This is a genomic window from Ochrobactrum sp. Q0168, from assembly GCF_016427605.1.
Classification (GTDB): domain Bacteria; phylum Pseudomonadota; class Alphaproteobacteria; order Rhizobiales; family Rhizobiaceae; genus Brucella.
Genome location: NZ_JAELXQ010000001.1, coordinates 287,730 through 301,134, shown reverse-complemented (window position 1 = coordinate 301,134; position 13,405 = coordinate 287,730). Strand labels below are relative to the sequence as shown.

The following is a 13,405-nucleotide window of genomic DNA, read 5'->3' as shown; positions in this document are numbered from 1 at the left end:
CGGCAGCGAATCTCAAGCTGCAACCGCCAATCCGAATTCCACTATCAAGCATTATTTTGCTTAACAGAGCTTTACCGCAGCCATATGTCAGGAAAAGATTAACCCTATTTTTGTGAAACAGATTAGGCGTTCACAAGACGGTGTATTTTTTAAAATTCACCCTGAAAGCGGGAAATCGGCAATCATGATCAACCCATGATTGCCGATATATTCATCGCCAAGCGCTCAAACGATCACACATCGAGAATCGTTGAGAACCCGCCCATGATCATGCGCTTGCCATCGAATGGCATTTCGCTGCCCATTGCCGCCATGCGTGGATCGCTCATCATCTTCTGATTGGCCGCATCGCGCGTGGCTTTGTCGGGATATTCGAACCAGGAGAAAACTACCTCCTCGTCATCCGCTGCCTGCACGGCCCGGCGGAAGTCAGTCACCTTGCCATCGGGGACGTCATCCCCCCATGCCTCGACCATGCGCGTAACGCCGAACTCCTTGAACAGTTCGGCAGCGGTCGCTGCATGTTTGCGATAGATTTCCTTGTTCGCTTTCGGAACGGCGACGACGAAACCTTCAATATAAGCCATTTTCTCTCTCCCTTTGGTTTCCCCCCAACGGCTCGGGCAATACGGGATTGAGCCGCTCCATGTCTGCCATATTGCTCCCCGTTCAGGGCGAGCACATGGCAAAGACAATAACATTGATATCAATATATATAAGCGGAGTCAAAACCGAGACTAGATGACATGTCTCTATGCGCCCTCACGGGCAACGAAAAAGGCGGGCACAGGGCCCGCCTTTCATCAATTGCTTCAGGTTTTGATTAGAGGAACTTCAGCGCGCTGCGGCCCGCATAGCGGGCCTGCTTGCCGAGTTCTTCTTCGATGCGGATGAGTTGGTTGTACTTTGCCGTACGGTCCGAACGGGCCAGCGAGCCGGTCTTGATCTGCCCGCAATTGGTCGCGACAGCGAGGTCGGCAATGGTCGAATCTTCGGTTTCGCCCGAACGATGCGACATGACGGCGGTGTAGCCTGCCTTATGCGCGGTTTCGACGGCATCAAGCGTTTCCGACAGTGAGCCGATCTGGTTGACCTTCACGAGGATCGAATTTGCGACGCCCATGCGGATACCATCGCGCAGACGGGCCGAGTTGGTGACGAACAGATCGTCGCCAACCAGCTGGCACTTGTTGCCAACGAGATCGGTCAGGTACTTCCAGCCTTCCCAGTCGTCTTCGGCCATGCCGTCTTCAATGCTGACGATCGGATAATCGGCGACGAGCTTGGCCAGATACTTGGCCTGCGCCTTCGGATCGCGTGTCTTGCGCTCGCCTTCATAGACGTAGTTGCCGTCCTTGAAGAATTCGGTCGATGCGCAATCGAGACCGATGGCGATATCTTCACCCGGCTTGAAACCAGCCTTCTCAATCGATTCCATAACGAAATCGAGGGCAGCCTGCGCGCTCTTAAGGTTCGGAGCAAAACCGCCTTCGTCGCCGACATTGGTGTTGTGGCCAGCGTCCTTGAGACGCTTCTTCAGCGTGTGGAAGACTTCCGAGCCATAACGAACGGCTTCGCGGATCGACGATGCGCCAACCGGCAGAATCATGAATTCCTGAAAGTCGATTGGGTTGTCGGCATGGGCGCCGCCATTGATGATGTTCATCATCGGCACCGGCAGAACATGCGCGTTGGCACCGCCAACATAGCGATAGAGCGGAAGGCCGGTTGCCTGAGCGGCGGCCTTGGCAACAGCCAGCGACACGCCGAGAATAGCATTGGCGCCGAGATTGCCCTTGTTGGCAGAGCCGTCGAGGTCGATCAGGGTCTGATCGATAAGCAGCTGGCTTTCGGCATCGAGGCCTGCAATGGCGTCGAAAATCTTGCCATTCACGGCTTCGACAGCCTTTTCCACGCCCTTGCCGAGATAGCGGCTGCCGCCATCGCGCAGCTCAACGGCCTCATGGGCGCCGGTCGATGCGCCGGATGGAACAGCGGCACGGCCAAAAGAGCCATCTTCAAGCACTACGTCCACTTCGACGGTCGGGTTGCCGCGGCTGTCAAGAATTTCGCGGCCGACGATGTCGATAATTGCAGTCATAGGAGCCAGTCCTTCCCTATAGATCGCTCCGCTTATATGCAGAGCTGCTGAACAAATCCGATGTGGGCACATCCTTAGCGAAACAAAAGGCGGAGGAAAATCCCCCGCCTTTCACAATTCGCTTTGAATTCCGAGTGTCTGAATCAAAAAGACGGCAGGCAGCGGAGAAAATGGTGATTTCGAGAGCCGGAGCTTGAGCCGTACATTTGGGTATGTGAGCCTAGGTAAGCGCAGAAATTGCCATTTGCAGCCCGGCATGGCGGCTTTTGGAACAGACACTAAAGTCCCTTGGCAATCCGGTCGAACGCCACGAGCTTTTCCAGCAATGCGGGCATCTTGTCGATCGGCACCATGTTTGGTCCGTCCGACGGCGCATTGTCGGGATCCTGATGGGTTTCAATGAAGAGACCGGCCACGCCGACAGCGACTGCTGCGCGAGCCAGTGTTTCAACAAATTCGCGCTGTCCGCCGGACGAACCGCCCTGCCCGCCCGGCTGCTGCACCGAATGGGTTGCGTCGAATACCACCGGTGCGCCCAGAGCAGCCATGATCGGCAGCGAACGCATGTCGGACACCAAAGTATTGTAACCGAAAGACACGCCCCGCTCGGTCGCGAGCACATTGAGATTGCCGCTTTCGGTGATCTTGGCCAGAACATTCTTCATGTCCCACGGCGCCAGGAACTGGCCCTTCTTGACGTTGACCGCGCGACCCGTCTTTGCGGCGGCGATCAAGAGATCGGTCTGACGGCAAAGGAAAGCCGGAATCTGAAGCACATCGACAACGGGCGCGACTGCGGCGCATTGTTCTTCGGTGTGGATATCGGTCAGAACCGGAAAGCCGAATTCCTTTTTCAGATCGGCAAAGACCTCCAGCGCCTTTTCCAGACCGATGCCGCGTTCTGCCTTCAGCGATGTGCGGTTGGCCTTGTCGAAGCTGGACTTGTAGACGAGACCAATGCCGAGTTTATCGGTCATTTCCTTAAGGCGGCCTGCCATATCGAAAGCGTGTTCACGCGTTTCCATCTGGCAGGGGCCAGCAATCAGGGCAAATGGCGCACTGTTTGAAAAAGTTACGTTTCCGATTTTTACGGATGAATTAGCAGTCGCCATAACTTGACCTCGATACTGAATGCCTGACGGGCACTTTATCTGGCGTAAAGGTGAGTGGAAAACAAGACCACAGCCTGAAAGCCGAAAAGAAACGCGCCCCGAAAGGCGCGTTAGAGTTTTAGACCAGACGGCTCTGCTCTATTGCCGCTTCAATGAACGAAGCGAAAAGCGGATGCGGTTCGAACGGACGGGACTTCAGTTCCGGATGGTACTGAACGCCGATGAACCATGGATGGTCAGGATATTCGACGGTTTCCGGCAGAACGCCATCCGGCGACATGCCTGCGAAAATCAGGCCAGCCTCTTCGAGACGCGCCTTATAGTCGATATTGACTTCGTAGCGGTGACGGTGACGCTCGAAAATATCGGTCGAGCCGTAGATTTCCGCGATCTTGGAACCCGGAGCAAGGGCTGCCTCATAAGCGCCAAGACGCATCGTGCCGCCGAGATCGCCCGCGGCTGCGCGCTTCTCGAGCATGTTGCCCTTGAGCCATTCTGTCATCAAACCAACAACCGGTTCCTTGGTCGGGCCGAATTCGGTCGACGACGCGTTTTCAATGCCAACCAGATTACGCGCCGCCTCGATGCAGGCCATCTGCATGCCAAAGCAAATGCCGAAATACGGAACTTTCCGCTCGCGAGCGAATTTCGCCGCAAGAATCTTGCCTTCTGCGCCACGCTCGCCAAAGCCGCCCGGCACCAGAATGCCGTGTACCTTTTCCAGATGCGGAGCCGGATCTTCACTTTCAAAGACTTCAGCTTCGATCCAGTCGAGATTGACCTTCACCTTATTGGCAAGACCACCGTGATAAAGCGCTTCGATCAGCGACTTATACGCGTCCTTCAGACCCGTATATTTGCCGACGATAGCGATGGTGACTTCGCCCTCCGGATTGTGCAGGCGATGGGAAACTTCTTCCCAGCGATCCATACGCGGCTTTGGAGCCGGGTCGATACCGAATGCCGAAAGGACTTCCGAATCGAGACCTTCCTTGTGGTAAGCAATCGGCACATCATAGATCGTCGCCACGTCGAGCGCCTGGATAACGGCGCTTTCACGCACGTTACAGAATAGCGACAGCTTGCGGCGTTCGGATTCCGGAATTTCGCGATCCGCACGCACCAGAAGAATATCCGGCGCAATACCGATGGACCGCAGTTCCTTCACCGAATGTTGCGTCGGCTTGGTCTTGAGTTCGCCCGCCGCCGGAATATACGGCATCAGCGTCAGATGGATGTAAACCGCTGCTCCGCGCGGCAATTCATTGCCAAGCTGACGGATCGCCTCGAGGAACGGCATGGCTTCGATGTCGCCAACGGTGCCGCCGATTTCGCACAATACGAAATCATAATCCTCATTGCCTTCGAGAACAAAATTCTTGATCTCGTCGGTCACATGCGGAATGACCTGAACCGTCGCGCCGAGATAATCGCCGCGGCGTTCCTTTTCGATGATGTTACGGTAGATGCGACCGGTGGTGATATTATCCTGCTTGTTGGCAGGACGACCGGTGAACCGCTCGTAATGACCAAGATCGAGGTCGGTTTCGGCACCATCGTCAGTGACGAACACCTCACCATGCTGGTAAGGCGACATCGTGCCGGGATCGACGTTCAGATAAGGGTCGAGTTTACGGATACGCACGCGGTAACCGCGTGCCTGAAGGAGTGCAGCCAGTGCTGCAGCAGCTATGCCTTTTCCAAGGGAAGAAACCACGCCGCCAGTGATGAAAACATATCGCGCCATGGGCTTATCTCGTTAGACTTTCTTAATTGATTCCGCCACAAAAAAATGCGCCTCGGAGTGATTTTTCACCGAAGCGATGCGGTAATCATTGTTGAACACAGACATGCCACCCCAAAACGGAACGTTTAGAGAGCAACACAAGCCCCTCGGCGTATTGGACGAATGTAAACGCTATACACCTGAACATGCCCGGAGCACGACCTCCGGGCGAATACATGGAACCGTCTTAACGGCCCCTGCCTGATATTTCCATGCCGAAGCCCGCAATCCACAGATAAGGCCTCAACCGAGGCGCAGCGCCATGGATACAATGGCCAAAAGAAAACCGGGCCCTGAAGCCCGGCCATTTTTCTGTTCGTCAATATGGATTAGAGAACGACGACTTCGGTTCCGAGGCCGACACGCTCGTAGAGATCCATGACGTCTTCATTGATCATGCGGAAGCAGCCGTTCGAAGCGGAGCTGCCGATGGTCCACGGCTGAACCGTGCCATGAATACGGACATAGGTGTCCTTGTTGCCCTGGAACAGATACATGGCGCGCGAGCCGAGCGGGTTGCCTGGGCCGCCATCCATGCCGTTCTTGAAGCGGCCATAATGACCCGGATCACGTTCGACCATTTCCTTGGTCGGAATCCAGCGCGGCCATTCACGCTTGGCGTTGATCGTTGCGGAACCCTTGAATTCAAGGCCCTGCTTGCCAACCGCGATGCCATAGCGGCGCGCCGTCGTCGAGGTTTCCACATAGTAGAGAAAACGCTGCTTCGGGTCGATCACGATGGTACCCGGCTTGTAGCCTGTGAAGGCCACTTCCTGCGCGCGGAACTTCGGATCGATATTGTACTTGTTGGCCTTCACACCGGCATTGCCGCTGGACGCGCTCTTTTTCTTCTTCTTGGGCTTGTCCGGATTGGCCTTAGCATCGCTCGACAGCGCAACCTGCTGCACATTCGCGGCAGCAGCTTCATTCAGCTGCGCCTCGGCACTGACCGGCGAAGCGGCAAAAGCCGGCGCGGAAACTCCAACGCAAAGGCTCGCAATGCCAGCCAAAAGAATACGACGTGAAAACATGATCAGTTCCCGAAAATCCAAGCACAAGCGGAAAATAGCTGCCGCATTTGCGGCCCAGCTTTCGCTTTCCATACTGTAAACGCAGGAACGACTCAATTCGTTGCAGCGGTTGTGCAGTGCGATTCGTGAAAGCCTATTGCCTGCTTGCAACACTTTGCAATTCGATGGTTAACAAAAAGAAAACCGGCCCATTGGGCCGGTTTCACAATCACTTGATTCCATGAGCTCTTTTTACTGCGAGCTTGGTACCGGGTTGGCTGGAGCTTCCGGTGTCGCCGGTGCCTGCGGCGCTGTGGTTCCCGTCGGAGCGGCGGGAGCAGCGCCCGGTGCAGCAGGTGCGGTCTCATTCGTGTTGGTACGCGAAGACTCGCCGCCAAGCTGATTGAGAATTCCGCCGCCAGCGCCATTGCCGCCTGCCGGAGCCGTCTGACTGCCGGATGCTGCCGGAATACGGTTCAGAATATCGGTTGGGCGCTCGCCATAACGCGCCATGATGCCGAGGATCAGCGACGTCGCGAAAAAGCCGATTGCCAGAATGGCAGTCGTACGGGTGAGCGCATTGGCGGCACCCCGCGCCGTCATGAAGCCAGAACCGCCGCCAATGCCAAGGCCGCCGCCCTCAGAGCGCTGGATAAGCACAACGCCGACAAGCGCCAGCACGATCAACAAATGAATGACAATGAGTACGGTTTGCATGGGTAACGGTCTTTACGTCCCTGAACTAAAGCAGTTCCAGGACACATCACATGACCATGTCCAGACTGCACGATAGAATAGATGCGGCTCTTTACACGCTATTGCGCGATAATCCAAGCCCCGCCGCCCAAGATAGAAGCGCGTCAGGGCAAGGCGCCGCTTAAAGATTGCGGTAGGTCTCGCATATGGCGAGGAAGTCGGTCGCCTTCAAGCTCGCACCGCCAACAAGCGCCCCGTCGACATCGGCAATCCCGAGCAGTTCAGTGGCGTTGGACGGCTTGACCGAACCGCCATAGAGAAGACGCAGATGCGCGCCCTTTGCGCCGAAACGCTCGGTCAGCTGCTCACGCATGAAGGCATGTGCCGCGCGAACGTCCTGCACCGTTGGCGTCAGGCCCGTGCCGATGGCCCATACAGGCTCATAGGCAATGATGGTGTTTTCGGCGGTCACGCCATCCGGCAGGGAACCTGCAAGCTGCGAGCCGATGACCTCCAGCGTGCGCTCGCCCTGGCGCTCGTCAGCCGTTTCACCAACGCAAACGATGGTCACAAGACCGGCGGCCCACGCGGCTTCGGTCTTTGCCTTCACGATATCGTTGGTTTCACGGTGATCGGTACGGCGTTCGGAATGGCCGATGATGACATGGCTTGCACCTGCTTCTTTCAGCATTTCTGCCGAAATATCGCCGGTATGCGCGCCGGAAGTCTTGAAATGACTGTCCTGCCCGCCAAGGCCGACGGTGGTTTCTCCAGAGAGTGTTTCAGCAGCGCGCGACAACAAAGTGGCAGGCACGCAAATCACCGCATCGAGCTTCCTGCCGAAATCGGAGCTCAAACCGGCTGCAATCGCGCGCAGCTCGGTGAGAGATTCTCCCGTTCCATTCATCTTCCAGTTGCCAGCGACCAACGGACGGATACCCGGAGTCATTGTATTCTCCTCGCCTTTTTAAATGGCAGGCGCAACACATGGTCGCGCCGAATTTTGCCACTGACTAAGCATATTCGTGTCGCAATGCAAATGTTCTTGGTTGCGGAGCCTCAATGAGACCTTGCATATGGGGCTTGCTTGGGGTTATCCCCTGAACGGTTCAATTCAATGACTGGCTCAACTCAACCAAAGCCGAGCTTTTTTCATAATCGAAGGGTTTCCCATGCTCGACAGCCTGCGCTCTGCCGCTCAATCCTGGATAGCCAAGCTTCTGCTTGGTGTGCTCGTCCTGAGCTTCGGCATCTGGGGCATCGCGGATGTCTTCCGCAGTGGCATGACAGGCAATGCCGCGCTGACAGCAGGCGGCTCGGAAGTGAGTGCGACTGATTATCGCTTCGCTTATGAGCAGCAGGTCATGCGCCTGTCGCAGCAGTTCCGTCAGCGTCTGACGCGCGAGCAGGCAAAATCCATCGGCGTTGAAAACCAGGTGCTGGCGCAGCTTGCCGCCGGTGTCGTGCTTGACGAAGGCGCGCGCAACATGCAGCTCGGCCTGTCGAAAGACGGCATTGCCCGCCTGACGGCGGAAGATCCGGCATTCCAGGACGCCAGCGGCAACTTCAGCCGCGCGCAGTTCGATGCGGTTTTGCGCCAGTCCGGCATTCGCGCCCAGGATTATCTCGAAAATCGCGCCAAGGTTGCCCGTCGCCAGCAAATGGTCGAAGCAGCGACCGACGGCATCAAGATGCCCGACGCCATGCTCAAGGCGCTGGCACTTTATCAGGGCGAAAGCCGCAGCGTCGACTACATCACCATTCCTGTGGAAAAAGCAGACGCGATCCCTGCCCCGGCGGATGACGTCGTCAAGGCCTATTTCGACGCGCACAAGGATGAGTATAAGGCGCCTGAATCCCGCAAGATCAGCTATGTCAAGCTGGAGCCCGCCGATATTGCCGATCCGGTTGCCGTGACGCAGGACGAAATCAGCGAATATTACGAGAAAAACAAGGCTCGCTACAGCACGGTTGAACAGCGGACCATCGAGCAGATCAGCTTTGCGGATGAAGCTGCTGCCAATGCAGCGCAGGAAAAGATCGCCGCTGGCACAAGCTTCCTCGACATCGGCGAGGAACAGGGCAAGACCGAAGACGATCTGAAGCTCGGCACTTTCGAGAAAAGCGCTATTCCCGACCAGACCATCGCCGACGCAGCCTTTGCGCTCGCGGAAAACGGCGTAAGCCCCGTCGTCAAAGGCGGTTTCGGTCCCGTTATTCTCCGCGTTACCAAGATCGACCCGGCGCATGTCAAGCCGCTCTCGGAAGTCGAAGCAGAAATCCGCACGACCCTTGCCAACAATATCGCGGCAAGCAGCATTAGCGGCATCCACGATTCCTATGAACAGCAGCGCTCGGACGGCGCGTCGATGGCCGATGTCGCCAAGGGCCTGAGCCTCAAGACCGTCACCGTCGATGCAGTCGATGCCGAAGGCAACGATCCATCCGGCAAGCCGGTTGAACTTCCGAACGGACAGGCGCTTCTGGCCGCTGCTTTCCAGGCGGAACAGGGCTTTGACAATGACGCGCTGACCATGGGCAATGTCGGCTACCTTTGGTATCAGATTGATGGCGTCACCCCTGCCCGCGACCGCACCCTCGATGAAGTCAAGGACAAGGTTGTGGCGGCATGGAAGGGTGAGGAAGCCGTTAAGCGCCTCAATCAGCGTCTGGAAGACCTGAAGAAGCGTCTCGATGGCGGCGCGACGCTCGATGCGATTGCTTCGGAGCTTGCTCTTGAAAAGCAGACCAAGCGCGGCGTCACCCGTTCCACGAACGATGCCGATATCGGCACGGCTGCGGCAGCGCAGATTTTCCGCGGCCCGAACGGTTTCACCGGCACGGCGGCAGCGCCTTCCGATGACGCACAGATTCTCTTTAAGGTGACGGAAGTGACCGAACCCGCCAGCGCTGGTCCGGACACCATTCCTGAGCAGCAGCGCAACTATCTGGCCACCGCCCTTTCCGACGATGTGCTGGAACAGATGGTTGGCGAATTGCAGAAGCAGTATCCGGTGAAGATCAACCAGACCGTCATCAACAATGCACTTGCGTTCTAAGTTCCACTGAACGCCGGCAATCGAAATAAACAAGCGGCAGAAAGACAATGGCTGATCTGAAACCATACATCGCGAAAGCGGCCTCCGGCGAACCACTGAGCCAAGAGGATTCGAAAGCCGCGTTCGACATCATGATGTCCGGTCAGGCAACGCCTTCGCAGATCGGCGGCTTTCTGATGGCTTTACGCGTGCGTGGCGAAACCGTGCCGGAAATCGTCGGCGCGGTCGCTTCCATGCGGTCACGCATGTTGCCGGTCGTGGCCCCTTCAAACGCCATCGACATTGTCGGCACGGGCGGCGATCAATCCGGTTCCTACAATGTATCGTCCTGCTCGGCCTTTGTGGTGGCTGGCGCTGGCGTACCGGTCGCCAAGCACGGGAACCGCGCGCTGTCGTCCCGCTCTGGTGCCGCAGACACGCTTGCCGCTCTCGGCGTCAATATTGAAGCGGACGCAGAAACTATTGGCCGCAGCGCACGGGAAGCGGGTCTCGGATTCATGTTCGCGCCGATGCACCATTCCGCCATGCGCCATGTCGGCCCATCCCGCGTGGAGCTTGGAACCCGTACGATCTTCAATCTGCTCGGACCGCTCGCCAATCCGGCAAGCGTGAAGCGCCAGCTTCTGGGCGTTTTTTCGGCGCAATGGGTTGAGCCTCTTGCCCATGTGCTGAACGAACTCGGCATGGAATCCGTCTGGGTCGTCTATGGCGACGGTCTCGATGAGATGACCACCGCTGGCACCACGCAGATCGCAGCGCTGGAAAACGGCACCGTCCGCACATTCGAAATCACGCCTGAAGAAGTGGGCTTGCGCCGCTGCAAGCCGGAAGAATTGAAAGGCGGCGACGCTGCCGAGAATGCCAAGGCGCTGCTCGCCGTTTTGGAAGGCGCAAAGAACGCCTATCGCGACATCGTGCTTCTCAATTCCGCCGCAGCGCTCGTGATCGCGGGCAAGGGCGAAGATTTGAAGGACGGCATCGCTCAGGCCGCCCATTCCATCGATAGTGGCGCGGCTTTGGCCGTTCTGCAAAAAGTAATCGCTGTCTCCAACGACAAGACAGTCTGACGAGAGGAAGCGCACCATGTCCACCGATATTCTCCGCAAGATCGAAGTCTATAAGCGCGAGGAAATCGCTGCCGCCAAGGCGCGTCACACGGTCGAAGACCTGAAGGCCCGCGCCAAGGATCAGACCGCACCACGCGGCTTTCTCAAGGCGCTCGAAGCCAAGCGCGCAGCCGACAAATTCGCCCTGATCGCAGAGATCAAGAAGGCCAGCCCGTCCCAAGGACTGATTCGTCCGGATTTCAACCCGCCAGCGCTGGCAAAGGCCTATGAAGACGGCGGCGCTGCCTGCCTTTCGGTTCTGACCGATACGCCATCCTTTCAGGGCGCGCCGGAATTCCTGACGGCGGCGCGTGATGCTTGCAACCTGCCCGCTTTGCGTAAGGATTTCCTGTTCGATACCTATCAGGTCTATGAGGCGCGCAGCTGGGGCGCTGACTGCATTCTGATCATTCTGGCAAGCGTGGATGACGATCTGGCCAAGGCGCTGGAAGAAACCGCCTTCGAACTAGGCATGGATGCGCTCATCGAAGTGCATGACGAGGCCGAGATGGAACGTGCGCTCAAGCTTTCCTCGCGCCTTCTGGGTGTCAACAATCGCAATCTGCGCACATTCGAAGTCAGCCTCACGGTTTCGGAACGTCTCGCAAAAATGGCTCCTGCCGACCGCCTGCTGGTTGGGGAAAGCGGCGTCTTTACCCACGAAGATTGCCTGCGGTTGGAGAAATTCGGCATCGGCACGTTCCTGATCGGCGAAAGCCTGATGCGCAAGGACGACGTTGCTGCCGCCACGCGCGAGCTTCTGACCGGCAAGGCGTGATGTCATGACCTCGGACACGGCCAAGCTCACCCATCTCGATCAGACTGGCGCTGCCAATATGGTGGATGTCGGCTCCAAGGACGAGACCGAGCGCCAGGCCGTTGCCGAAGGCAGCGTGACCATGCAACCGGAAACGCTGGCGCTCATTCTGGCGGGCGATGCTGCCAAGGGCGATGTGATCGGCACGGCGCGGCTTGCAGGCATCATGGCTGCAAAAAGGACCGCCGACCTCATTCCGCTTTGCCATCCGCTGATGCTGACCAAGGTTGCGGTGGATATCGCGCCTGACCACGCTCTGCCGGGCTTGCGCGTGCGCGCGCTCGCAAAGCTCAAGGGCCGCACCGGCGTGGAAATGGAAGCTCTGACAGCTGTTTCGGTGACGTGCCTGACAATCTATGACATGGCCAAGGCTGTCGATCGCCATATGGAAATCGGCAATATTCGCGTTGTGGAAAAGAGCGGCGGCAGGTCCGGCGACTGGAAGGCCTGAAGCGTTTCGGCAAAACTGAGTTCGAGAGGAAATACGATGTCCCTTCTCCCGGTCGAAGATGCTCTGGCGCGTATACTCTCCTCCGCAGAACCGCATGGCCTTGAAACTGTTGCACTGAGTGAAGCAGGCGGGCGCGTTGTAGCCCGCGCCGTTGAGGCCCGTTTCCTGCAGCCACCTTTCGATTGCTCTGCCATGGATGGCTATGCGCTGATTGCTCCTGAAAAAATCGCATATCCGCTTCAATTGACCCTTATCGGTGAATCCGCTGCGGGCAAACGCTTCGAAGGCACGTTACAGCCCGGGCAAGCTGTGCGCATCTTCACCGGCGCGCCGATGCCTGAAGCAGCCGATACGGTTGTCATTCAGGAACATACCGAACGGTCCGGCGATCAGCTGACCATTCGGGAAGGCCTGGAACCGGGACGCCATATCCGCCGGGCAGGCCTCGATTTTGCGCAGGGCAATACCGTCATACCAGTCGGTCGAGAACTGGACGCTCCGGCGCTGTCGCTGGCTGCTGCGAGCGGCAATCCAACGCTCGATGTGTTTTCCAAGCCGCGTGTCTCGATATTGGCGACTGGCGATGAACTCGTGCCGCCCGGCGCCACGCCTGGCCCGGACCAGATTGTCGCCTCCAACAGTGTCGGCATTGCCGAAATTGTGCGGCGTGCGGGTGGCAAGCCTGAAGACATGGGCATCATCCCGGATGATCCGGCACAAATCGAAGCGGCAATCGCCGCCGCACTCGACAGAGGCATCGACGTGCTGGTGACCATCGGCGGCGCCTCGGTTGGTGATCGCGACTACGTGCATGGCGCTCTGCGCAATTGCGATGTCGAGCTGGATTTTTGGAAAATCGCCATGCGCCCCGGGAAGCCGCTCATGTATGGACGCAAGACGGTCAACGGCAAAACCGTTCATGTGATCGGCCTCCCCGGCAACCCTGTTTCGAGCCTCGTTTGCAGTCTGGTCTTTGTGCGCCCGCTTATTGCAAAGCTGGCAGGCACCGGTCTGGCGGCGGATATCCGCCCCGCGAAGCTCGGTCTGGCGATGCCTGCCAATGACCATCGCCGCGATTTTGTGCGCGCAACGGTCGAATCGCAAAGCGATGGAACACTGCTGGCGATACCATTTCCGGTACAGGATTCGTCCATGCTGACGGCGCTCGTCGGTTCCGATGCATTGCTCATTCGCGATGAAAATGCCCCGGCAGCGGATGCGGGCGCATCATGCCGTGTTCTGATGTTGCGCTGATCGGCGTGAAAAG

General features: G+C 57.7%; 12 protein-coding genes. 5 read left to right on the top strand and 7 right to left on the bottom strand.

Annotation, left to right across the window (positions count from 1 at the left end; genetic code table 11):
* Positions 1–233: 233 nt before the first annotated feature.
* The 7 genes from JAU75_RS01460 to tpiA all read right to left on the bottom strand — a co-directional run bounded on the left by JAU75_RS01460 (position 234) and on the right by tpiA (position 7,654).
* Positions 234–587 carry a DUF1428 family protein gene (locus JAU75_RS01460; RefSeq protein WP_199053985.1) on the bottom strand — a complete coding sequence of 118 codons (354 nt, stop codon included), beginning with the start codon at positions 585–587 and terminating at the stop codon, positions 234–236.
* Between the two features lie 236 nt (positions 588–823).
* Entirely contained in the window at positions 824–2,101 is a 1,278-nt protein-coding gene (eno, locus tag JAU75_RS01455; protein ID WP_109369149.1) for a phosphopyruvate hydratase, read from the bottom strand.
* Positions 2,102–2,379: 278 nt separating this feature from the next.
* A complete protein-coding gene (gene kdsA, locus JAU75_RS01450) occupies positions 2,380–3,213 on the bottom strand; it encodes a 3-deoxy-8-phosphooctulonate synthase (protein ID WP_199053984.1) in 834 nt (277 codons plus the stop codon).
* A 118-nt stretch (positions 3,214–3,331) separates the two neighbouring features.
* The gene (locus tag JAU75_RS01445) at positions 3,332–4,960 is read right to left on the bottom strand and encodes a CTP synthase (RefSeq protein ID WP_199053982.1); all 1,629 of its coding nucleotides are present in this window, start codon (positions 4,958–4,960) and stop codon (positions 3,332–3,334) included.
* A 368-nt stretch (positions 4,961–5,328) separates the two neighbouring features.
* On the bottom strand, positions 5,329–6,030 hold the full coding sequence (locus JAU75_RS01440; protein WP_199053980.1) for a L,D-transpeptidase: 702 nt from the start codon (positions 6,028–6,030) through the stop codon (positions 5,329–5,331).
* 231 nt (positions 6,031–6,261) lie between these two features.
* On the bottom strand, positions 6,262–6,726 hold the full coding sequence (secG, locus tag JAU75_RS01435; protein ID WP_199053978.1) for a preprotein translocase subunit SecG: 465 nt from the start codon (positions 6,724–6,726) through the stop codon (positions 6,262–6,264).
* Positions 6,727–6,886: 160 nt separating this feature from the next.
* Positions 6,887–7,654, bottom strand: a complete 768-nt coding sequence (tpiA, locus tag JAU75_RS01430) for a triose-phosphate isomerase (RefSeq protein ID WP_199053976.1) — start codon at positions 7,652–7,654, stop codon at positions 6,887–6,889.
* 223 nt (positions 7,655–7,877) lie between these two features.
* Here tpiA and JAU75_RS01425 point away from each other — a divergent pair, with 223 nt between their 5' ends.
* The 5 genes from JAU75_RS01425 to glp are packed head-to-tail and all read left to right on the top strand — an operon-like array spanning position 7,878 to position 13,392.
* On the top strand, positions 7,878–9,764 hold the full coding sequence (locus JAU75_RS01425) for a peptidyl-prolyl cis-trans isomerase (protein WP_199053974.1): 1,887 nt from the start codon (positions 7,878–7,880) through the stop codon (positions 9,762–9,764).
* A gap of 47 nt (positions 9,765–9,811) precedes the next feature.
* Positions 9,812–10,831, top strand: coding sequence for an anthranilate phosphoribosyltransferase (gene trpD / locus JAU75_RS01420; protein WP_199053973.1), 1,020 nt, complete (start codon positions 9,812–9,814; stop codon positions 10,829–10,831).
* A gap of 16 nt (positions 10,832–10,847) precedes the next feature.
* Complete coding sequence (gene trpC, locus JAU75_RS01415) at positions 10,848–11,648, top strand: indole-3-glycerol phosphate synthase TrpC (protein ID WP_199053972.1); 801 nt, start codon at positions 10,848–10,850, stop codon at positions 11,646–11,648.
* Between the two features lie 4 nt (positions 11,649–11,652).
* Positions 11,653–12,138, top strand: coding sequence for a cyclic pyranopterin monophosphate synthase MoaC (moaC, locus tag JAU75_RS01410; RefSeq protein ID WP_199053971.1), 486 nt, complete (start codon positions 11,653–11,655; stop codon positions 12,136–12,138).
* Positions 12,139–12,174: 36 nt separating this feature from the next.
* Complete coding sequence (gene glp / locus JAU75_RS01405; protein ID WP_199053970.1) at positions 12,175–13,392, top strand: gephyrin-like molybdotransferase Glp; 1,218 nt, start codon at positions 12,175–12,177, stop codon at positions 13,390–13,392.
* Positions 13,393–13,405: the final 13 nt, after the last annotated feature.